Here is a 20,836-nt window from a genome sequence, read left to right on the forward strand (position 1 = left end):
GATGAAACTGGCGATCAAGCTGCGCACGCGCCTGTTCCTGAGCATTTCTGCGTTGATCACCGTGGCCTTGCTCGGGCTCTTGCTCGGGCTGGTCAGCGTGATGCAGATGGCCGGTTCGCAGGAAGCGCTGGTGCGCAGCAACTTCGTCACCCTGGATCTGGGCCTCAAGCTGCGCCAGACCCTGGGTGATCAATTGATCATCATGCTCGCCGAAAAACCCGATCCCGTTGCGTTCGAAGCGTCCAGGCAGCACTACTTCGAGTTGCTCGACCAAGGCATCGCCCAGCAGCCGGAGGGCGATGACCAGCCTTACGGTTTCCGCCAGGCCAAGGCCGACTACCTGAACTTCCTCGCCTCATTCGACGTGACCGCCGAAGCGGCGAAGAACGCCAGTACCAGCGCGGATTTCCGCGAGCGTTTCAATATTCTCCGTAACGGTTTGATCGCTGAGCACAAGCACGCGCTGGACAGTATCAATGAGGTGCAACACGCCGCTCGCGAACGTGCCTTGTTGATTGCCGGGCTGCTTGGTCTGGTCGGGCTGGCGGTGCTGATCATCGGTTTCGTCACCGCCCAAGGCATCGCCCGACGTTTCGGCGCGCCGATCGAAGCGCTGGCCAAGGCTGCCGACAATATCGGCCAGGGCAACTATGACGTGACCCTGCCGATCTCTACGGCGATGGAAGTCAACCTGCTGTCGCGACGCTTCGGCCTGATGGCTGAGGCGTTGCGTGAGCACCAGGCGATGAATGTCGACGAACTGTTGGCCGGTCAGCAGCGTTTGCAAGCGGTGCTCGACAGTATCGACGACGGTTTGTTGATGATTGATCGCCAGGGCCAGCTCGAACACCTCAACCCTGTTGCTCAGCGCCAGTTGGGTTGGGAAGACGACCGGCTCGGCCAAGGCCTGGGTACTGCACTTGGCCGTCCGGAGCTGGATGCGCAACTGCAATTGGTCCTGCGCGGCGGCACGCTGGAGCGCGCGCCGGAAGATCTGAGTATCGAAGTCGATGGCGAATCGCGCCTGCTGACCTACAGCCTGACGCCGGTCAGTCATACCCAGGGGCATATTCTCGGCGCGGTGATGGTGCTGCACGACGTCACCGAGCAACGCGCGTTCGAGCGCGTGCGCAGTGAGTTTGTCTTGCGCGCTTCCCACGAACTGCGCACGCCGGTGACGGGCATGCACATGGCCTTCGGGCTGTTCCGCGAGCGGACGAAATTCCCGGCGGAATCGCGCGAAGCTGACCTGCTGGATACGGTTAACGAAGAAATGCAGCGTCTGATGCAGTTGATCAACGACTTGCTCAACTTCTCGCGCTACCAGAACGGCCTACAGAAACTCACTCTGGCGCCATGTTCCATTGATGACCTGCTGGAGCAGGCGCAGCTGCGCTTTGCCGACGTGGCTGCGGCCAAAGGTGTTGCGCTGAACGTCGAGATTCAAGGGCCGCTGCCGAGGTTGCAGGCTGATCAGGCGCAACTCGATCGAGTCCTCGACAATCTGATCGACAACGCCTTGCGCCACACCGCCCGCGACGGGCAGATCCGTCTGCAGGCACGCCGCCATGGCGAGCGGGTCATCATCAGCGTCGAAGACAATGGCGAAGGCATCGCCTACGGCCAGCAGGGGCGGATTTTCGAGCCGTTCGTGCAGGTCGGGCGCAAAAAGGGCGGTGCCGGCCTTGGCCTGGCGCTGTGCAAGGAAATCGTCCAGCTGCACGGCGGGCGCATGGGCGTTTATTCGCGGCCGGGGCAGGGCACCCAGTTCTACATGGCGCTGGCCGTTTAGGCTTCGTCGTCCATACGCCGCGCGGCGAGGCGCCTGCCGCGGGTGATCAGTTCGATGAACTGCACGGCGCTCAGTGCGTGGGCGAACAGCCAGCCCTGACCGAACTTGACCCCCTCACTGCTGAGCAGTGCGGCTTGGGATTCCAGCTCGATGCCTTCGGCAATCACTTTCAGGTCCAGCGCCTGCGCCATGTGAATGATGTGCGGAGCGACGCCGCTGCTCGCCGCGTCATGGCCGAGCGCATCGATAAACGCCTTATCGATTTTCAAACAGTCCACCGGCAAGGTCTGCAGATAGGCGAGGCTGCAATAGCCGGTGCCGAAATCATCGATCAGCACCTGATGGCCAACGTCGCGCAAGGCTTGCAGGTTCTCCCGCGCCACCACCACATCAATCAGGCCGCGCTCAGTGACTTCGAAGGCTATTTGCCGCGCGGCGACACGGTGCAGCGCGAGCAGCCGCGCCATGACTTGGCCGATGCGCGGCACCATGACATCGCAGGCCGCGAGGTTCACCGAGATATACAGCTGCGGGTTGGCGCGCAGTAACTGGCCCAGTTGTTCGAGCAGACGCTGCAAGACGAAGTCGGTCATCTGCCGGATCTGTCCGGTGTTCTCCGCCATCGGAATGAACAGGTCGGGGCTGGTTAGCGTGCCGTCCGGGCGCCGCCAGCGGAGCAGCGCTTCGGCGCCGACGCAGTTGCGGCTGTCGAGATCGAAGATCGGCTGATACAGCACCTGCAACTCACCCCGGCGGATCGCCCCGTGCAGCTCGGCATTTAGCGACTGGCGCTGACGCACCAGCAGCAAGGTCAGAAAACCGACGACGGCGCCGGCGATCAGGCACACCGGCAACAGCCACCACCACACCGCCGGGACGTGCATGCCCGTGCGCGGCGTAATCAGCACCAATTGATATTCCGGGTTGTCGGTGGGCATGCGATAGATCAGCCGCGTTTGCGTGACTTGCAGCGAATCAGGGCTCTTCGGTGGCCAGGGTTCGGTCGGTGGCCAGGTCTGTGCGGTGCCGAGCACCGGAATCGCGCGAGTGCCGTGATCGAGTACCACCAGCAGGCTGCTGCCGGGCGACAGATCGACCATGTCGGTCAAATGCCCGCGCGAGGTAGCGACACGAAAGTTACCGCGACCGAGCATCAGCGCCGCGCGGTTTTCATCGGGTTCGGTGGTGGTGTTCAGCCAATAGCTGTAGGTCGGACCCTGAATGTCCGGCGCGCGCACCAACGACAGACCTTCCTGGCGCGGACGGTTGGAGCAGAACCGCGAGGCGTCCATGTACGCGGCTTCGTAGACGAAGCGGTAGTTGAACGTGACTTGCTGCAGGGTCGCGATCATTTCTTCGTCGCAGCCGCGCAACGGCTGGGCTTCAAGGTCGTCGAGACTTTCGCGCAACTGGCCGAACAATTGTTCGAGGCGCGCGAGGAAACGTTCGCCCTGGGCGTTCATTTCCTGGCTCTCGCGCATTTCCATCTGGCGCATCGCCGCGAACATACCGCCGGCGATCAACAGGCTGGCGCTGAGGACAGCCGCGATCATCGCCAAAAAAACAGGGCGATAAAACCAGCTACGCAGCGTCTCTCGGGTCGCAGCCATCAGGGATTTTCCGAAGAATTACCATGAGTTATAGCTGCTGATTGTGATTTCGCCCTGACCGTCGGGCGGGCGTCATTATTTTGTCTGATTGAGGACCAGAAGAAGTGCTGCGGTTTGCGCATCCGGGGTGCCGTCGAAGCGCGCAGGGCGATAGTGCATCTGGAATGCCGCGAGGACATGGCGCGTGGCGACATCAAGCTCGCCGGTCTGCGGCGTGTCGTAACCCAGACGCGCGAGTTGCGCCTGGAACCAGCCGATCTCCGGCAACGGGTTGCTGTTGAAAACCGCCTGCTGACGCGCCACCGCTTGCTCGTTCGGCCACAGGCCAAGGCCTTCGGCGGCGAGACGTTTCCAGGGGAACAGTGGCCCCGGGTCAAGCTTGCGCAACGGCGCGATGTCGCTGTGACCGATGATGTGCCGCGGGCTGATGCCGTTGCGCTTGCTGATGTCCTTGAGCAGGGTGATCAACGACTGGATCTGCGCTTCGCTGTACGGATACCACAGGCGCCCGGTCGGTGTGTCCTTGTAGCCGGGATTGACGATTTCGATGCCGATGGAACTGGAGTTGAGCCAGGTGCGGCCCTGCCACTGACTTTCGCCGGCGTGCCAGGCGCGCTGGTTTTCGTCCATCAGCTTGTAGATCGTGCCGCTTTTGTCATCGCCGATCAGATAATGGCTGCTCACGTCGCCATGGGTCAGCAATTGCAGCGAGCGCTCCAGAGACGCCGAGGTGTAATGCACCACAACGAACTGGATGCGGCTGTCGTAATTGGCCGAAGGGTGGCTGGTGTCATAGCGCGGACCGCTGGCGCAACCAGCGAGGACGAGCAGCGAGGCAACAAGGGCGAGGACTTTCATGGCAGAGGACGATACGCTGAAAACGATAATGCAACAGTGTAACGTACGGATTTGCTCAGAGTCCGCCAGCGGGCGGATTTAAACAAAATGGAACAATTGCCTTAGCCGAGCTCGACTCGGTTGCGCCCGGCGTTTTTTGCTCGGTACAGCGCCTGATCGGCTCTTTTCAGCACCAGATCGCTGTGTTCTCCCACCCGGAATGACGCGAGTCCCATGGAAATGGTGATAGTCACTCGCTCGCCCTTGAAATGAAACGGGCAGGCTTCGATCGCCGCGCGCAGGGTTTCCAGCAGTTTCGCGCCCACCGCTGGTGGCGTCGCCGGCAGCAACAGCACGAACTCCTCACCGCCGAAACGGGCGATGAAATCCGAGCCGCGCAGGCGTTTGCGCAATACCGTGGCGATGATCTTCAGCACTTTGTCGCCGGCCAGATGACCATAGCTGTCGTTGATCCGCTTGAAGTGATCGAGGTCGAGCATGGCCAGGCTGAGGGTGTTGCCGTGCTGCTGCCATTGCTGGATTTCATGCTCCAGGCGTCCGCTCCACGCCGCGCGGTTGGGCAGGCCGGTCAAAGGATCGATCAGGGCTTTCTGCCGCTGCTCTTCAAGGTGTTCACGGAAGCCCATGGCTTCCTGCTCCATATGCGCCACGCGCTCCGACAGGCTCTTCAACCTGGCGGCGACTTCCTGCTCGCGGGCGTCGCGCTGCTTCTGGTGCTGGTCCATCGTTCCCAGCAGGCCTTCCAGATGATTCTCCAGCACATGCTTGAGGTCATCGAGGTCCGCCGCTTGCTGGACGCTGCTCTGCAAGCCGTCGACCTGCTCGCGAATCTGCGTGTCCATGGCCCGCGCCGCCGAGCTATTGTCGGCATGCCCTTCGCTGGCCGCTTGCAGGTTGCTCTGAAACGCTTCGAGGCGTTCGTTGAGTTGTTGCAGATAGGCTTCGAATTCGTGCTGACCGCTGTCGGTAATCGCCAGCATCAAAGTCGCGAGATCGTCGAGGATCGGCAACAGTTCGTACCAGTTCAACCCGTGTTTGAGCCGCTCGCGCATGGCTTCGGCTTGCGGCCGGTGGCGCTCGGGCAGGGTCAGGTCGTCGAGCAGGCCGATCAGCGTATCTTCGATATGTCTGGCCACGGAGCTGTAGGACGGCTCCGGAGAATCCGGCAGCGCGAAGAGGATGTCGTGCTCCGACTGCTCCGGGTCGATGGCGGCCAAGGCCTGAGCGATCGGCTCGGGCAGGGGCAGGCTGTCGAGAGTCAGCGGGAAAGGATCGCCGGGGTGGCTCAGTTCGTCGGGGTTGAGTGCCTCGGTGGCAAGCGCTGGCGCAACGGGGCTTGGTGCGGCGGGAGCGGCTGGCTCAACCGGCGTGGGCTCCGCTTCGACTGTGACAGCAGGTGTACCGAGCGCTGCGGTTTCGGGTTCGGGTGCTTCCAGCACAGGCGCCTCGACGGCGGCGGGAGTAACAATCGCCGGCTCAGCGTCTGCGACCGGTGCCATTTGCGCAGGCTCCGGTTCAGGTTGCGCGGTGGCAACCGGCTGCGGCGCTGAAGTTACTGATGCCTCTGCCGTTGGAGCAGTGTCTTGCTCACTGTCACGACTACCGAACAAACGTTGCAACAACCCCGGCCGGCCCGGCTCGGCCGGCGTCTCCAACTGACTCAAGGCCTTGCCCTGCAAGCCACTGAGTTCGCTCAACAGCAGCGGCATTTCCCGTGCCTGACCGACGCGACTGTCCAGTTGTTTGGCGAATTTCTTCAGCGGTTGCGCGACTTCGCGTGGCAATGGCAAGGCCTGCAACTGGGTGACCAGCGCGGTCAGCGCGGTGCTGACCTGATCAATGCGGGTCTCACGGCGCTGCTCGGAGTCGAGCACGGCTTTTTCCAGACGCGGCAGCAGGGCGGCGAGGCCGGCGTCCATGTCATCGGTACGCACGACTTCGCGCATTTCCTTCATACACTGATCGACGACCTTGTCGGTGCCCTCGGCCGCCAGCGTGCTGCGCACCAGACCGCGTCGCAGCAGGTCGAGTCGCGCGGCCCAGCGGCGTTCGAGCTTGTCCTGCTGTTCGATGCTCTTGAGGTACTTCTCTTTCCAGCGCTGGGCGTCGTCGCTCATTCACAGGTTCCGCGAGGGGCAGGGCTCAACGCGGGCAATGCGTCGGCCGTGAGCGAACCCGGCAGACGAATTTCCACCGCGACCGGCAGGTGATCGGAAATGGGCTGGGCCAGCACCTCGACCTTTTCCAGGGTCAGGGTCGGGCTGAGCAGAATATGATCAAGGCAACGCTGTGGGCGCCAGCTGGGGAAGGTCGCTTCCACCTGCGGGGCCAGCAGGCCGAGATCGCGTAACGGCGAGTGTTCGAGCAGGTCGCTGGCATGGGTATTCATGTCGCCCATCAGCACCTGATGCTTGTAGCCGCTGATCAAGTCACGAATGTAGGCCAGTTGCAGGCTGCGCGTCCGTGCGCCGAGGGCCAGGTGCATCATCACCACCACCAGTGCCTCCGGACCTTCGCCGAAGCGCAGCAGGATCGCGCCGCGACCTTTCGGGCCGGGCAGCGGGTGATCCTCGATCGCCCACGGCTTCAGGCGACTGAGCACGCCATTGCTGTGCTGGGCCAGTCGACCGAGGTTGCGATTGAGTTGTTGATACCAGTAGGGAAAGGCGCCGAGGTGGGCCAGATGTTCGACCTGATTGACGTAGCCCGAGCGCAGGCTGCCGCCATCGGCTTCCTGCAGCGCGACCAGATCGAAGTCGCCGAGCAGGTCACCGATCTTCTGCAGATTGCCGGAACGCCCGGTGTGCGGCAGCAGATGCTGCCAGCTGCGGGTCAGGTAATGCCGATAGCGCTCGGTGCTGATGCCGACCTGGATGTTGAAACTGAGCAAGCGCAGACGCTGGTCTGCGGGCAGGCCCGTAGACGCCAGGTGATGTTCGTTGACCTGCGGATCATGCAGGCCAACGATGCGTTCGGACTTCCAGCGGCGCATGGCGAATGCCGCGCTTAGTTGGCAGCCGCCTTGTTAGCCGCTCGCTCTTTGGCGACCAGATCATCAGCCAGTTTCAGCGCTTGCTCGGCACCACCGGCAGAGCCGATGTCGAAGCGGTATTTACCATTGACGATCATGGTTGGCACGCCAGTGATTTCATACTTCTTGGCCAGTTCACGGGCCTTGACGATCTGACCCTTGATGGCGAACGAGTCGAAGGTGGCGAGGAACTTGTCCTTGTCCACGCCTTGAGTGGCGAGGAAGTCGGCCATGTCGTTCTTGTCGGTGAGCTTCTTGTGTTCTTTCTGAATGGCGTTGAATACCGCAGCGTGAACCTTGTGCTCGACACCCATGGCTTCCAGAGTCAGGAACATCTGCCCGTGAGCGTCCCATGGGCCGCCGAACATGGCGGGGATGCGTACAAAATTGACGTCGGACGGCAGTTTTTCAACCCATGGATTGATCACGGGTTCAAAGGCGTAGCAATGCGGGCAGCCGTACCAGAACAGCTCGACCACTTCGATCTTGCCAGGCACTGCAACCGGGACCGGGTTGGCCAGTTCGACATACGGGGCGGCAGGGGCTTCAGCGGCCTGGGCGGTCACGCCGAACAGGCTGGCAGCGACGAGGGCGGCGCTGATGATCAGATTACGCATGCTTTACTCCTGAACAATTTGAGTCGCCTCGCTCGACCTGTTTCGACACAGATCCTGGCGGGCATGAGTGCTGTAGTGTAACGGCAGCGGCCACAAAAAAGGGCGGCCAAAGCCACCCTTTTTATACTTGCTGCGAAGGATTAATCGAGCGTTAACGTGGCCGGCGCTGCGCGCCTCGTTCAGCCCTCGATTCAGGGCCTCAGTGCAGGCCCTGGATGTAGCTGGAAACCGCAGCGATGTCTTCGTCGCTCAGCTTGCGTGCGATGGTGCGCATGGTCATCGCGTCGCCGTCGTTGGCGCGACCGCCTTCTTCCTTGCGGAAATCGGTCAGTTGCTTGGCGATGTATTGCGCATGCTGGCCACCCAGATGGGGGAAGCCTGCTGCAGCATTGCCGGCGCCGTTCGGCGAATGGCAGCCGGTGCAGGCTGGCAGACCTTTTTCCAGATTGCCGCCACGGAACAGCGCTTCACCGCGAGCGACGATCTTCGGACCGGCGGCGCCGACGCTGCCTTTCTGACTGGCGAAGTACGCGGCGATGTCGGCCAGATCCTGGTCATTCAGGTTGGTCAGCAGCCCGGTCATTTCCAGCACCACGCGCTTGCCCGACTTGATGTCGTGCAATTGCTTGTCGAGGTAGCGTTCCCCTTGACCTGCCAGTTTCGGAAAGTTTGGCGCCATGCTGTTGCCGTCCGGGCCATGGCAGGCTCCGCACACGGCAGCTTTGGCCTGGCCTGCTGCGGCATCGCCGGCAGCATGGGCGACACCTGAAATTCCCACGGTCAACAGCAGACTCACGATCAATTTGTTCATCAGCTAATCCAACTACGGCTAAGGGTTAAGTTATGGACCGGGCTTACTCTCGCTCATCCAAAGGATGATGGCCTGGTAATCCTCGGCACTGCAGTCCATGCACAAACCACGCGGCGGCATCGCCTTGAAACCCTGGGTCACGTGTTGCACCAGCGTCCCCATACCTTTCGCCAACCTCGGCGTCCAAGCTTCCTGATCGCCTCTTGCGGGCGCCATGGGTAGTTGGCCGGAATGACAGGCACCACAAACACGGTTGTACACAGCTTCCGGATCCTGTGTAGCCTGTGCGCTGTAAAGCGGCATCAAGACTCCGGCAGCCAGCAGCCATTTCGTCATAAAACGACCTTTTCAGGGTTGAGAGCGTTCTGCGTTCTAATGCGCAATCAAAGTCTGTCGCTCTCGTGAACTTCATCCTTCGCTGGGACAAAGCACACACAAAATCTGCGGCATTATATACTGGCGTCACTGAAACGGAAGCGACACCGCGTTCCGCGCCCAATCCCGGCGCCGCCCACATCGGAAATCCCATGCAACTCAAGAATCCCATCCTCGGCCTGTGCCAACAGTCCACGTTCATGCTCAGTGCCGCCAAAGTCGATCAATGCCCAGACGACGAAGGCTTCGAAGTGGCGTTTGCCGGTCGTTCCAACGCTGGCAAATCCAGCGCGCTGAACACCCTGACCCACGCCAGCCTGGCGCGCACCTCGAAAACTCCGGGTCGCACACAGCTGTTGAACTTCTTCAAGCTAGACGATGATCGCCGTCTGGTCGACCTGCCGGGCTACGGTTATGCAAAAGTACCGATCCCGCTCAAGCAACACTGGCAGCGCCACCTCGAGGCTTACCTCGGTGGTCGGGAGAGTTTGAAAGGTCTGATTCTGATGATGGACATCCGCCATCCGATGACCGACTTCGACCTGCTGATGCTCGACTGGGCCGTCGCCGCCGGCATGCCGATGCACATCCTGCTGACCAAGGCCGACAAGCTCACCTACGGCGCAGCCAAGAACACCCTGCTGAAAGTACAGTCGGAAATCCGCAAAGGCTGGGGCGACTCGATCACCATCCAGTTGTTCTCCGCACCAAAACGCATGGGCCTGGAAGAGGCCTACACTGTACTGGCCGACTGGATGGAACTCGCAGACAAAGGCGCCGAGGCGGCAGCCGAGTAAGACAATTTCAAAACTGACTGTGGTGCTGTCAGGCAAGGCGAAAGTAGGGCTAAAAAGCGGAGTTTAGGGAACCTAAATGAGCATTTTTAGCGATGCTTTTAACGCAGCATGGCCGCGCTACAGCCGATTTTTGGGCAAAAAAAGCCCCGGACTTCATTGGGGAGGGAGAAGTTCCGGGGTTCAAGTTCCGAACCGCTAGGGCGGGGTTCAGATATCTGCCAACACTTAACACAACATAGGAGCATCGAAGGGCTTCACCAGCCATTCAGTACCTCTGAGTGTTCCGCCGGCAGATTAGTTCAGATTTTTTTCAAAAAGCTTTGGAATAGCCTAAAGCGTTTTTCGATCTAAGCCGGATTTCGGCCGTTGCCGCGACGGCAGGTCGCGGCGACGGTTGCGCAACAATGACTCAGTGCGCCTCATCCCAGTTGTTGCCCACGCCAACTTCCACCAGCAGCGGCACATCCAGTTTCGCCGCTTCGCTCATGTGCGTACGAATTTCGGCGCTGACCTGCTCGACCAGATCCTCGCGAACCTCCAGCACCAGTTCGTCGTGCACTTGCAGGATGACCCGGGCGTCCAGACCCGACGTCGCCAGCCAGTTATCCACAGCCACCATGGCTTTCTTGATGATATCCGCTGCCGTGCCCTGCATCGGCGCGTTGATCGCCGTGCGTTCAGCAGCAGCGCGTTCCTGCGGCTTGTTCGAGTTGATCTCCGGCAAGTACAGGCGACGACCGAAGAAAGTTTCGACGTAACCCTGATCCGCCGCTTGCGCGCGGGTGCGCTCCATGTATTCGCGCACGCCTGGATAACGGGCGAAGTAGGTGTCGATGTAAGCCTTGGCGGTCTTGGTGTCGACGCCGATGTCCTTGCCGAGCTTCTGCGCGCCCATGCCGTAGATCAGACCGAAGTTGATCGCCTTGGCGCTGCGACGCTGGTCGGAGGTCACTTGATCAAGCTCGACCTTGAATACTTCGGCAGCGGTTGCAGTGTGCACGTCGAGATTGTTGCGGAAAGCGTTCATCAGGCCTTCGTCGCGGGACAGGTGGGCCATGATCCGCAGTTCGATTTGCGAATAGTCCGCCGCCAGCAGTTTGTAGCCTTTGGGTGCGACGAACGCCTGACGAATGCGTCGGCCTTCGGCGGTGCGCACCGGAATGTTCTGCAGGTTCGGATCACTGGAGGACAGGCGCCCGGTTGAAGCCACAGCCTGGTGATACGAGGTGTGGATGCGCCCGGTGCGCGGGTTGATCTGCTCCGGCAGGCGATCGGTGTAGGTGCTTTTCAGCTTGCTCATCGAGCGGTGCTCCATTAGCACCTTCGGCAAGCGGTGATCGTCTTCGGCGAGTTTCGCCAGCACTTCTTCAGCGGTGGACGGCTGGCCCTTGGCGGTTTTCTTCAGCACCGGCAGGCCGAGCTTTTCATAAAGAATCACGCCCAGCTGCTTCGGCGAGCCGAGGTTGAATTCTTCCCCGGCGATTTCGAAGGCTTCACGCTCCAGCGCGACCATTTTGTTGCCCAGCTCAATGCTCTGAATGCCCAGCAACTCGGCATCGACGAACGCACCCTGGCGTTCGATGCGCGCCAGCACCGGTACCAGCGGGATTTCGATGTCGGTCAGCACGCTGGCCAGGCTCGGAATTGCGCTGAGCTTGTCGAACAGGGTCTGGTGCAGGCGCAGGGTGATGTCGGCGTCTTCGGCGGCGTAGGGCCCGGCCTGTTCCAGGGCGATCTGGTCGAAGGTCAGCTGCTTGGCACCTTTGCCGGCGATGTCTTGGAAGCTCACCGTGGTGTGGTCGAGATACTTTTGCGCGAGGCTGTCCATGTCGTGACGGGTCGCGGTGGAATTGAGTACGTAGGACTCAAGCATGGTGTCGAAGGCGATGCCGCGCACGCTGATGCCTTCACTCTGATCGCCGCCAATGGCGCAGTTGGCCAGAATGTTCATGTCGAACTTGGCGTGCTGGCCGACCTTGAGTTTGTTCGGGTCTTCCAGAATCGGCTTGAGTGCGCGCAGCACGGTGTCGCGATCCAGCTGCTCCGGCACGCCGATGTAGGAATGGGTCAGCGGGATGTACGCAGCTTCGTTGGCCTGCACCGCAAACGACAGACCGACCAGTTGCGCCTGCTGCGCGTCGATGCCAGTGGTTTCGGTGTCGAAGGCGATCAGCCTGGCGTTGCGCAGTTTTTCCAGCCAGACGTCGAAGCGCGCCTGGTCTAGGATGGTTTCGTATGCGGCCTCGACAGGAGCAACAGGTGCCTCGGCTTGCGGGGCGCTGAACAGATCGCCCGCCGGCGCAGGTTCGGCCGCCGCGCTCAGTTCCAGACGCTTGGCATCGCGATCCAGATCATTGAGCCAGCTCTTGAATTCCAGCAGGGTGTACAGCTCGTAAAGTTTGGCCGGATCTTCCTGGCCCATCTGCAGATCATCGAGGCCGATATCCAGCGGCACGTCGACCTTGATGGTCGCCAGTTGATAGGACAGGAAAGCCATCTCCCGGTGCTCTTCGAGCTTGGCCGGCAAGGTTTTTGCGCCACGGATCGGCAGGCTCGGCACGATGTCGAGGTTGGCGTACAGCTCGGTCAGACCACCGTTGACGCCGACCAGCAGGCCGGACGCCGTCTTCGGGCCGATGCCCGGCACGCCCGGAATGTTGTCGGACGAATCGCCCATCAGCGCCAGATAATCGATGATCTGCTCCGGTGCGACGCCAAATTTCTCCTTAACGCCCTCCACATCCATCGAGCTACCGGACATGGTGTTGACCAAGGTAATGTGGCCATCGACCAGTTGCGCCATGTCCTTGTCACCGGTGGAGATGATCACCGGGCGATCGGCGGCCGCGCTGCTGCGGGCGAGGGTGCCGATCACATCGTCGGCCTCGACGCCGTCGACGCACAGCAGCGGGAAGCCGAGGGCGATCACGCTCTGGTGCAGCGGCTCGATCTGCACGCGCATGTCATCGGGCATGCTTGGCCGGTTGGCCTTGTATTCGGCGTACATCTCATCGCGAAATGTCCCGCCCTTGGCGTCGAACACTACCGCGAAGGGGCTGTCCGGGTACTGCTTGCGCAGACTCTTGAGCATGTTCAGCACGCCTTTAACCGCACCGGTCGGCAGGCCTTTGGACGTGGTCAGTGGCGGCAGTGCATGAAAGGCGCGGTACAGGTAAGACGAACCGTCCACCAGGACGAGGGGGGCTTGGCTCATGAGCAGGATCAACCTTTTCGGCGGGTCCGGGGCTAGAATAGCGGGACCGTTGACGACAAAGGGACAAGGTTATCATGCGTACGTTAAATCGCTTGCTGCTGGTCGGGTTGATCGCTGTCTCACCACTGGCCGCGATGGCGGCGGATGATGCGCCGGGCGGCGACCCCGAGGTCACCATTCGCACGGAGGGGGACAAAACCATTCAGGAGTACAGCCGGAATGGCTTCGTCTATGCGATCAAGGTCACGCCCAAGAAGGGCAAACCGTATTTCCTGGTGCGCGCCGATGGTTCGGACGCCAATTACATCAGATCCGACCAGCCGGATATGCTGATTCCGTCGTGGGAAATCTTTACCTGGAAGTAAGCTTCCCGATTTTTAATCGGCGTCGCCTGACTGCGGCGCCAAAACTGAGCAGTTTTCAATGTCTGTGTTCACTCCCCTGGCTCGGCCCGAGCTGGAAACCTTTCTCGCCCCTTATGGGCTCGGCCGTCTGCTTGATTTCCAGGGGATCGCCGCCGGCAGCGAAAACACCAATTTCTTCATCAGCCTGGAGCAGGGCGAGTTTGTCCTGACCCTGGTCGAACGCGGCCCGGTGCAGGAGATGCCGTTCTTCATCGACCTGCTCGACGTGCTGCACGAAGCCGATCTGCCGGTGCCTTACGCCCTGCGCACCACCGACGGCTTGGCCCTGCGTGAGCTCAAAGGCAAACCGGCGCTGCTGCAACCGCGCCTGTCCGGCAAGCACATCAAGGTCGCCAACGCCCAGCACTGCGCCCAGGTCGGCGAGTTGCAGGCGCATCTGCACCTGGCGACCCAGGGCGAGCGCATGATCAAGCGCAAGACCGATCGCGGTCTGGACTGGATGCTGGAGGAGGGCACTGAATTTCTCTCGCACCTGAGCGATGAGCCGCGTGCCTTGCTGCAAAAGGCGCTGGATGAGATCACCGAGCGCAAAGACAAGATCCTTGCACTGCCTCGGGCGAACATTCACGCCGACCTGTTCCGCGACAATGCGATGTTCGAAGGCACTCACCTGACCGGGCTGATCGACTTCTACAACGCCTGCTCGGGGCCGATGCTGTACGACGTGGCGATCGCGTTGAATGACTGGTGTTCGGACGAGGAGGGCGTGATCGATGGCCCGCGTGCGCGTGCGTTTCTCGGTGCCTATGCGGCGCTGCGCCCGTTCACGGCGGCGGAGGCTGAGCTCTGGCCAACGATGCTGCGTGTCGCTTGTGTGCGGTTCTGGCTGTCACGCCTGATCGCCGCCGAGCAGTTCGCCGGGCAGGATGTGTTGATTCACGATCCGCAAGAGTTCGAGCAGCGCCTGGCGCAGCGGCAGAAGGTCAATACACCGTTGCCCTTCGCCCTCTGAGTAGATTCGCCAAGCAAACATGAACCTGTGGGAGCGAGCCTGCTCGCGAAGGCGGCGGCCCGTTCAGCATTTTTGCTGACTGACCCACCGCTTTCGCGAGCAGGCTCGCTCCCACAGGGTTTGTGTTGTTACAGAGATTCCAGGCATCCGGCCAGATCATTGCCGAGTTTTTCCAGGACCTGCTCATATCCCTGAGCGGTCGCCGGCGTATAACCACCCAGCGCATCCAGCTCGGCCAGTTTCACTGGCAAACCGGCCACCAGTGTTTCTGCCAAGCGCGGACGCAACGGTGGCTCGCTGAACACACAGGTCTTGCCCGTTTCCTGCAAGCGCTTGCGCATCGCCGCCACGTGCTGGGCGCCGGGCTGGACTTCGGCGGCTACCGCGAACACCCCGGCGTGCTTCAGGCCGTAAGCGTCTTCGAAATAATCAAATGCTTCATGAAAGACGAAGTACGGCTTGCCTTCGACATTGGCCAGACGCTTCTTTAAACGCTGATCGAGCGCATCCAGACGTGCATCGAAGGCTTTGGCATTGCTCTGATAACGCTGGGCATTGGCCGGGTCGGCGGCGCTGAGGTCGGCGGCCATTTTGTCGGCGATCACCCGCGCATTGACCGGTGACAGCCACAAATGTGCATCCAGCGAGCCGGGGCGATGATCGTGATCATGCTCGTTGGCTTCTTCGGCATGGGAATGGTTGTCCGCGCCGAAATGCCTCAGCTTCAGCCCTGGCAGATCCTGCACCGCAACGCTCGGCAGGCTGCGACCGCCGAGCACGCGCGGCAGGAAACCTTCCATGTCCGGGCCGATCCAGTAGAGCAGATCGACCGACTGCACCTTCCGTACGTCGGACGGGCGCAGGGCGTAATTGTGCGGCGAGGCACCCGGTGGCAGCAGCACCTCGGGAATCGCCACGCCGTCCTGCACGGCAGCGGCAATCAACTGCAACGGTTTGATGCTGGTGAGCACTTTGACCTCGGCCTGAGCCGTACCGATCAGCAGAAAACTGGCAACAAAAGCCACAAAAACAGAAAAAAGTCGGGACACGATGACCACTCAAGGAAGCGAGAACGGGTAACATAATAACGTCTCCAGCAAATCTCGTCGCCGCTCATGCCTATTACACCGATTGCCAGCCGTCCCCACGACCACTCCCATTGCGTGCACAGCGCTTTGTCCGAGGCCGATACCTTGTGCGCGCAAAAGGGCTTGCGTCTGACTGCCCTGCGCCGCCGCGTGCTGGAACTGGTCTGGCAAAGCCACAAGCCGCTGGGTGCCTACGACATCCTCGCTGTGCTCAGCGAACAGGACGGCCGCCGCGCCGCGCCGCCAACGGTGTACCGCGCGCTGGATTTCCTGCTGGAAAACGGCTTGGTTCATCGCATTTCGTCGCTCAACGCCTTCGTTGGCTGTGTACACCCGGAACACGCGCATCAGGGCCAGTTCCTGATCTGTCGCGAGTGCCACGCCGCTATCGAACTTGAGCAAAAAGTGATCAGCGACGCGATCATCAGCAGCGCCAAAGAGGTCGGTTTCATCGTCGAAGCGCAGACCGTCGAAGTGGTTGGCCTGTGCGCCGGTTGCCAGGGGGCCTGATGAGCAATGCGCTGATCCGTCTGGAACAGGTCGCCGTCACGTTTGCCGGGCAGACCGTGCTGGACAACATTGAGCTGAGCGTCGAGCCAGGGCAGATCGTCACCCTGATCGGCCCCAACGGCGCCGGCAAGACCACGCTGGTACGCGCCGTGCTCGGGCTGTTGAAGCCAAACAGCGGCAGCGTCTGGCGCAAACCGAAGCTGCGCGTCGGTTACATGCCGCAGAAACTGCATGTCGACCCGACCCTGCCGCTGTCAGTGCTGCGCTTCCTGCGCCTGGTGCCCGGCGTCGACCGACCACGCGCCTTGGCCGCGTTGAAGGAAGTCGGCGCTGAACACGTAATCGACAGCCCGGTGCAGAGCGTTTCCGGCGGCGAAATGCAGCGCGTGCTGCTGGCTCGGGCGCTGCTGCGCGAGCCGGAGTTGCTGGTACTCGACGAGCCGGTGCAGGGCGTCGACGTCGCCGGGCAGGCCGAGTTGTACAGCCTGATTACCAGGCTGCGCGACCGCCACGGTTGCGGCGTGCTGATGGTGTCGCACGATTTGCATCTGGTGATGAGCACCACCGATCAGGTGGTCTGCCTCAACCGCCACGTCTGCTGCTCCGGGCATCCCGAGCAGGTCAGCGGCGATCCGGCATTCGTCGAGCTGTTCGGCAAGAATGCGCCGAGTCTGGCGATCTATCACCACCATCACGACCACGCCCACGACCTGCACGGTTCGGTGGTCAAAGGCCCGCTCGGCGGGCAACCTCATGTTCATGGAGACGGCTGCAAGCATGGCTGATTTTCTGTTGTATGCCCTGCTTGCAGGTCTGGCCCTGGCGCTGGTGGCAGGGCCGCTCGGTTCGTTTGTGGTGTGGCGGCGCATGGCCTATTTCGGCGACACCCTGTCTCACGCCGCGTTGCTTGGCGTGGCACTGGGGTTTTTGCTGGACGTCAGCCCGACCGTGGCGGTGACGGTCGGTTGCCTGCTGCTGGCGGTGCTCTTGGTGACGCTGCAACAGCGTCAGCCACTGGCATCCGACACGCTGTTGGGAATTCTTGCACCGAGCACGCTCTCTCTCGGCCTGGTGGTACTAAGCTTCATGCATGAAGTGCGGATCGACCTGATGGCCTATCTGTTTGGCGACTTGCTGGCGATCAGTCCGAGCGACCTGGCGTGGATTCTCGGTGGCACCGCGGCGGTGCTGGTGTTGCTGGTGACGCTGTGGCGGCCGCTGCTGGCGGTCACCGTGCACGAAGAACTGGCGCGGGTCGAAGGCCTTCCGGTTGCGGGTTTGCGCTTGGCGCTGATGCTGTTGATCGCGGTGGTGATCGCCGTGGCGATGAAAATCGTCGGGGTGCTGCTGATCACTTCGCTGCTGATCATCCCGGCGGCTGCGGCACAGCGTCACGCCCGTTCGCCGGAGCAGATGGCGCTGGGCGCGAGCCTGCTGGGCATGCTCGCGGTGTGCGGCGGGCTGGCGTTATCGTGGTTCAAGGACACCCCGGCGGGGCCGTCGATCGTTGTGACGGCAGCCGCGCTGTTTCTGTTGAGTTTTGTTCTGCCCCGTCGTGGGGTGTAGACTTGGCCGCTTTTTGCGCAATTAGAGAGTCGCAGGAATGAAGCCGTTCGCCTCCCGTTATCTGCTCCTTGTCGCATTTTCAGTGCTGCTGGGCGCCTGCCAAAGCACGCCGCCGGTGGCTGAAGTCCCGGATGCGCGGGCTACGGCCATCGCACAGCTGGAGCAAAGCCTGGCCAGCAGCGAACTGGCCACCGCCGAAGACCAGTTAGCCGCGTTACAGGCCGACACCCCCAACGATCAATCCCTTGAGCAGTACCAGCGGCAGCTGGCCGAGGCGTATTTGCGCCGCAGCCAGATCGTCCTGCAGAAGGGTGATGTCAACGCTGCAGCCACTGCATTGAGCCGTGCTCGCGCCCTGATGCCCAAAGCGCCCGCGCTGACCGGCGGCGTCAACGGCGCGATCACCGAAGCGCGCAAGGCCGAGTTGGAAAAGGCTGAGGCCGCGCTGCTGGCTGCCGAAGCCAGGCCGAAAGCCAAGGTCATCGACCCGACCGCCGAGAGCACGACGGTTGCGTTGAACATCGGCGATATTCACAAGCTGCAACGACAACTCGACGCCATCGCCGCCGATGTGGTGAGTTATGAGTGCGCTGTCAGTATCCAGGCCCCGCGCACCGCAGATTATCCGTGGCTGGCGACGTTGTTGAGCAAGCGAGTAAAGAAGCTTGATCCTGATTTTGATTTGCTGATCGAAAAGCAGATCTTGCGCACAGTGCCGGCGCAGATGGTTTTAAGCCCGCGCAAGCCATAAAAAGCTTCGTCGGAACGCCGCCCGGAGCCGGTTCGCTCCCACAGGTGCAACAGCGTACCTGTGGGAGCGAGCCTGCTCGCGAAAACGTCCTCTCAGCCAATAAAGATCTTAAGCCGGAATCGCCTTGGCCCTAGGCTCCCGCGCCCAGACCCGATGCTCGCCAATCGCGGCGAAGAACGGCTTGGTCAACGCCCCCACATCCGCGCCCTGCAACAACCCCGCATCCGCATCGAGCTTCAGCAAGTCCTGCAATTGTTTGGCCTCGCCGTGCAGCGCGATCGCCTTCAGGTGCTTGTACGCTTCCAGCAGGTAATGCAACGCCACTCCATCACCGCTCAACGCAGTAATCGACGCCGCGCCACCCGGTACGAACACGGCGTCGAAAGCGATTGAAGGCATGCCTTCCATCGACGCATCCACCGGCAACGCCTTGCCGTCAGCTGTCTTGACTGGCGCCGAGGTCGGGCCAAGCAGTTTCGCATGGGCGCCTTCGGCTTCCAGCGCTTTCTTCATCGCATCGATGGCTGCAGCGTCAACACCATTGGCAGCAAGGATCGCCACCTTGCGCGTCTTGATATTGCCTGGCAGCAGGTTGGCCTGGCTCAGCGCTGGCGATTGCTCCAGCGAGGTCTTGCGCACTTCGACCGTGCCTTTGGCTGGTGCCGGCAAACCGAGGTTCTCCGCCACGCGTTTGGCCAGGGTCAGGTCGATATTGGCAAGGATCTCGTTCACTTCACGGGCACGAATGAACTCACGCTCGACCTTGCCCAGCTCGAAGCTGTAGGCAGCGATGATGTGCTCTTTCTCGTGGTCGCTCATGCTGTTGAAGAACAAGCGGGCCTGGGAGAAGTGATCGCTGAACGATTCGCTGCGCTGACGGATCTTCGCTGCGTCGATGCGCTCCGGGTAGCTCTCGAAACCACCGTCCTGTGCCGCCGGCGGGGTTTCTTTCGGCCAGCCGCCGTCGATCGAGTTTGGCTCGTAAGAAGCGCGGCCCTTGTCGATGGTGGTGCGGTGCTGTGCGTCACGCTGGCCGTTGTGGAACGGCGCCACCGGACGGTTGATCGGCAGCTCATGGAAGTTCGGCCCGCCGAGTCGGCTGATCTGCGTGTCGGTGTAGGAAAACAGCCGACCTTGCAGCAGCGGGTCGTTGGAGAAGTCGATACCCGGCACGATGTGGCCCGGGCAGAAAGCAACCTGCTCGGTTTCCGCGAAGAAATTGTCCGGGTTGCGATTCAGGGTCATTTTGCCCAGTGGCGTAATCGGCACGATTTCTTCGGGGATGATCTTGGTCGGGTCGAGGATGTCGAAATCAAAGTCGTGCTCGTTTTCTTCTTCGACGATCTGCACGCCCAGTTCCCATTCCGGGTAGTCGCCCATCTCGATCGCTTCCCACAGGTCGCGACGGTGGTAATCGGTGTCTTTACCGGCGAGCTTCTGCGCCTCGTCCCACACCAGCGAGCAGGTGCCGGCGGTTGGGCGCCAGTGGAATTTGACGAAGCGCGATTTGCCCTCGGCGTTGATCAGGCGGAAGGTGTGCACGCCGAAGCCCTGCATGCTGCGCAGGCTTTTCGGGATCGCCCGGTCGGACATCGCCCAGATGACCATGTGCGCCGATTCCGGCACCAGTGAGACGAAGTCCCAGAACGTATCGTGAGCCGAGCCGCCGGTGGGGATTTCGTTGTGCGGCTCGGGTTTCACCGCATGGACGAAGTCCGGGAACTTGATCGCGTCCTGAATGAAGAACACCGGCATGTTGTTGCCGACCAGGTCGAAGTTGCCTTCATCGGTAAAGAATTTCACCGCAAAGCCGCGCACGTCACGCACGGTATCGCCGGAACCCCTTGGCCCCTGCACCGTGGAAAAGCGCACGAACACTGGGGTTTTCTTGCCCGGATCCTGTAGGAAACCGGCCTTGGTCAGCGCTGCATGGTTCTCGTAGGTCTGAAAGAAACCGTGCGCGCCAGTGCCGCGAGCATGGACGATGCGCTCCGGAATGCGCTCATGGTCAAAGTGCGTGATTTTTTCACGCATGATGAAGTCTTCCAGCAGCGACGGCCCGCGCGGCCCGGCTTTGAGGGTGTTCTGGTTGTCGGCGATCTTCACGCCCTGATTGGTGCGCAGTGCCTGACCGGTGGCGTCCGAACGGAATTCTTCCAGGCTGTCGAGCTTGGCGTTGGTGTTGGCGCGATCCGGGGTGTCGGTTCCGGCCATCTCGCTTTTATCGGGTGCAGGCTTTTTGATGCTCATCAGACGTAAACTCCTCGTTTGGCCCCGGATGCCTTCCGCAGACCCTTGAGTGATTCCCGGGCACGGCACCCAGGGTTTCAAGTCGCTTAAGTAGTGACTGATGAGCGTTTCAGCCGTTCCGTTTATCTGACCTTTGATCGCGTTATTGCCAAATTGAAGGTTAATTGCGAAATAAATGCTAAGAACCTC

At 61.3% G+C, this 20,836-nt stretch carries 18 protein-coding genes; 8 read left to right on the top strand and 10 right to left on the bottom strand.

Annotation, left to right across the window (positions count from 1 at the left end; genetic code table 11):
• Window position 1: 1 nt before the first annotated feature.
• Window positions 2–1,792, top strand: a complete 1,791-nt coding sequence (locus tag PspCFBP13508_RS11795) for an ATP-binding protein (RefSeq protein ID WP_137214527.1) — start codon at window positions 2–4, stop codon at window positions 1,790–1,792.
• Here PspCFBP13508_RS11795 and PspCFBP13508_RS11800 read toward each other — a convergent pair.
• The 7 genes from PspCFBP13508_RS11800 to PspCFBP13508_RS11835 form a co-directional block, all read right to left on the bottom strand.
• Complete coding sequence (locus PspCFBP13508_RS11800; RefSeq protein WP_178084483.1) at window positions 1,789–3,402, bottom strand: EAL domain-containing protein; 1,614 nt, start codon at window positions 3,400–3,402, stop codon at window positions 1,789–1,791. The two genes, PspCFBP13508_RS11795 and PspCFBP13508_RS11800, sit on opposite strands and share 4 nt — an antisense overlap.
• Window positions 3,403–3,477: 75 nt before the next feature.
• Window positions 3,478–4,260 (bottom strand): N-acetylmuramoyl-L-alanine amidase, encoded by a 783-nt coding sequence (locus PspCFBP13508_RS11805; protein WP_137214532.1) that lies wholly within the window; start codon window positions 4,258–4,260, stop codon window positions 3,478–3,480.
• Between the two features lie 101 nt (window positions 4,261–4,361).
• Window positions 4,362–6,377: a GGDEF domain-containing protein gene (locus tag PspCFBP13508_RS11810; protein ID WP_137214534.1), complete on the bottom strand. Its 2,016-nt coding sequence runs from the start codon at window positions 6,375–6,377 to the stop codon at window positions 4,362–4,364.
• A complete protein-coding gene (locus PspCFBP13508_RS11815) occupies window positions 6,374–7,252 on the bottom strand; it encodes an endonuclease/exonuclease/phosphatase family protein (protein WP_024014985.1) in 879 nt (292 codons plus the stop codon). Before PspCFBP13508_RS11815 ends, PspCFBP13508_RS11810 begins: the two co-directional genes overlap by 4 nt.
• 14 nt (window positions 7,253–7,266) lie before the next feature.
• Entirely contained in the window at window positions 7,267–7,908 is a 642-nt protein-coding gene (locus tag PspCFBP13508_RS11820) for a thiol:disulfide interchange protein DsbA/DsbL (protein ID WP_137214536.1), read from the bottom strand.
• A gap of 199 nt (window positions 7,909–8,107) precedes the next feature.
• Window positions 8,108–8,719 (bottom strand): c-type cytochrome, encoded by a 612-nt coding sequence (locus PspCFBP13508_RS11830; protein ID WP_137214538.1) that lies wholly within the window; start codon window positions 8,717–8,719, stop codon window positions 8,108–8,110.
• 30 nt (window positions 8,720–8,749) lie between these two features.
• On the bottom strand, window positions 8,750–9,055 hold the full coding sequence (locus tag PspCFBP13508_RS11835; RefSeq protein WP_016772347.1) for a c-type cytochrome: 306 nt from the start codon (window positions 9,053–9,055) through the stop codon (window positions 8,750–8,752).
• 191 nt (window positions 9,056–9,246) lie between these two features.
• On the opposite strand from PspCFBP13508_RS11835, the gene yihA reads away from it, so the two are divergent.
• Window positions 9,247–9,891 (top strand): ribosome biogenesis GTP-binding protein YihA/YsxC, encoded by a 645-nt coding sequence (gene yihA / locus PspCFBP13508_RS11840; RefSeq protein ID WP_039757139.1) that lies wholly within the window; start codon window positions 9,247–9,249, stop codon window positions 9,889–9,891.
• Between the two features lie 409 nt (window positions 9,892–10,300).
• On the opposite strand, the gene polA is transcribed toward yihA, so the two are convergent.
• Window positions 10,301–13,105, bottom strand: a complete 2,805-nt coding sequence (gene polA / locus PspCFBP13508_RS11845) for a DNA polymerase I (protein ID WP_137214540.1) — start codon at window positions 13,103–13,105, stop codon at window positions 10,301–10,303.
• Between the two features lie 74 nt (window positions 13,106–13,179).
• Here polA and PspCFBP13508_RS11850 point away from each other — a divergent pair, with 74 nt between their 5' ends.
• A complete protein-coding gene (locus PspCFBP13508_RS11850; RefSeq protein ID WP_024014988.1) occupies window positions 13,180–13,470 on the top strand; it encodes a DUF2782 domain-containing protein in 291 nt (96 codons plus the stop codon).
• Between the two features lie 58 nt (window positions 13,471–13,528).
• A complete protein-coding gene (locus PspCFBP13508_RS11855) occupies window positions 13,529–14,482 on the top strand; it encodes a homoserine kinase (RefSeq protein WP_137214541.1) in 954 nt (317 codons plus the stop codon).
• Between the two features lie 128 nt (window positions 14,483–14,610).
• Here PspCFBP13508_RS11855 and PspCFBP13508_RS11865 read toward each other — a convergent pair whose 3' ends face one another.
• Window positions 14,611–15,531, bottom strand: a complete 921-nt coding sequence (locus tag PspCFBP13508_RS11865; RefSeq protein ID WP_137214544.1) for a zinc ABC transporter substrate-binding protein — start codon at window positions 15,529–15,531, stop codon at window positions 14,611–14,613.
• 66 nt (window positions 15,532–15,597) lie between these two features.
• Between PspCFBP13508_RS11865 and PspCFBP13508_RS11870 the strand changes: the two genes are divergently transcribed.
• The 4 genes from PspCFBP13508_RS11870 to PspCFBP13508_RS11885 are packed head-to-tail and all read left to right on the top strand — an operon-like array spanning window position 15,598 to window position 18,397.
• Window positions 15,598–16,080, top strand: coding sequence for a Fur family transcriptional regulator (locus PspCFBP13508_RS11870; protein ID WP_137214546.1), 483 nt, complete (start codon window positions 15,598–15,600; stop codon window positions 16,078–16,080).
• Complete coding sequence (gene znuC / locus PspCFBP13508_RS11875; protein WP_101159662.1) at window positions 16,080–16,865, top strand: zinc ABC transporter ATP-binding protein ZnuC; 786 nt, start codon at window positions 16,080–16,082, stop codon at window positions 16,863–16,865. The genes PspCFBP13508_RS11870 and znuC overlap by 1 nt, the downstream gene beginning before the upstream one ends.
• Window positions 16,858–17,646: a zinc ABC transporter permease subunit ZnuB gene (znuB, locus tag PspCFBP13508_RS11880; RefSeq protein WP_016772340.1), complete on the top strand. Its 789-nt coding sequence runs from the start codon at window positions 16,858–16,860 to the stop codon at window positions 17,644–17,646. The genes znuC and znuB overlap by 8 nt, the downstream gene beginning before the upstream one ends.
• Before the next feature lie 37 nt (window positions 17,647–17,683).
• A complete protein-coding gene (locus PspCFBP13508_RS11885; RefSeq protein WP_137214548.1) occupies window positions 17,684–18,397 on the top strand; it encodes a PA5502 family lipoprotein in 714 nt (237 codons plus the stop codon).
• A gap of 108 nt (window positions 18,398–18,505) precedes the next feature.
• Here the strand turns inward: PspCFBP13508_RS11885 and katE are convergent, their stop codons facing one another.
• Window positions 18,506–20,647 carry a catalase HPII gene (gene katE, locus PspCFBP13508_RS11890; protein ID WP_137214550.1) on the bottom strand — a complete coding sequence of 714 codons (2,142 nt, stop codon included), beginning with the start codon at window positions 20,645–20,647 and terminating at the stop codon, window positions 18,506–18,508.
• Window positions 20,648–20,836: the final 189 nt, after the last annotated feature.

Origin of the sequence: Pseudomonas sp. CFBP13508, from assembly GCF_005233515.1 — a bacterium.
Lineage (GTDB): Bacteria > Pseudomonadota > Gammaproteobacteria > Pseudomonadales > Pseudomonadaceae > Aquipseudomonas > Aquipseudomonas mercuritolerans.

Coding starts and splice junctions, on each gene's coding strand:
- polA (WP_137214540.1), bottom strand. CDS start 13,105: ATGAGCCAAGCCCCCCTCGTCCTGGTGGACGGTTCGTCTTACCTGTAC.
- PspCFBP13508_RS11870 (WP_137214546.1), top strand. CDS start 15,598: ATGCCTATTACACCGATTGCCAGCCGTCCCCACGACCACTCCCATTGC.
- PspCFBP13508_RS11810 (WP_137214534.1), bottom strand. CDS start 6,377: ATGAGCGACGACGCCCAGCGCTGGAAAGAGAAGTACCTCAAGAGCATC.
- znuC (WP_101159662.1), top strand. CDS start 16,080: ATGAGCAATGCGCTGATCCGTCTGGAACAGGTCGCCGTCACGTTTGCC.
- PspCFBP13508_RS11820 (WP_137214536.1), bottom strand. CDS start 7,908: ATGCGTAATCTGATCATCAGCGCCGCCCTCGTCGCTGCCAGCCTGTTC.
- PspCFBP13508_RS11835 (WP_016772347.1), bottom strand. CDS start 9,055: ATGACGAAATGGCTGCTGGCTGCCGGAGTCTTGATGCCGCTTTACAGC.
- PspCFBP13508_RS11885 (WP_137214548.1), top strand. CDS start 17,684: ATGAAGCCGTTCGCCTCCCGTTATCTGCTCCTTGTCGCATTTTCAGTG.
- PspCFBP13508_RS11830 (WP_137214538.1), bottom strand. CDS start 8,719: ATGAACAAATTGATCGTGAGTCTGCTGTTGACCGTGGGAATTTCAGGT.
- PspCFBP13508_RS11805 (WP_137214532.1), bottom strand. CDS start 4,260: ATGAAAGTCCTCGCCCTTGTTGCCTCGCTGCTCGTCCTCGCTGGTTGC.
- PspCFBP13508_RS11795 (WP_137214527.1), top strand. CDS start 2: ATGAAACTGGCGATCAAGCTGCGCACGCGCCTGTTCCTGAGCATTTCT.
- PspCFBP13508_RS11800 (WP_178084483.1), bottom strand. CDS start 3,402: ATGGCTGCGACCCGAGAGACGCTGCGTAGCTGGTTTTATCGCCCTGTT.
- yihA (WP_039757139.1), top strand. CDS start 9,247: ATGCAACTCAAGAATCCCATCCTCGGCCTGTGCCAACAGTCCACGTTC.
- PspCFBP13508_RS11815 (WP_024014985.1), bottom strand. CDS start 7,252: ATGCGCCGCTGGAAGTCCGAACGCATCGTTGGCCTGCATGATCCGCAG.
- znuB (WP_016772340.1), top strand. CDS start 16,858: ATGGCTGATTTTCTGTTGTATGCCCTGCTTGCAGGTCTGGCCCTGGCG.
- katE (WP_137214550.1), bottom strand. CDS start 20,647: ATGAGCATCAAAAAGCCTGCACCCGATAAAAGCGAGATGGCCGGAACC.
- PspCFBP13508_RS11850 (WP_024014988.1), top strand. CDS start 13,180: ATGCGTACGTTAAATCGCTTGCTGCTGGTCGGGTTGATCGCTGTCTCA.
- PspCFBP13508_RS11855 (WP_137214541.1), top strand. CDS start 13,529: ATGTCTGTGTTCACTCCCCTGGCTCGGCCCGAGCTGGAAACCTTTCTC.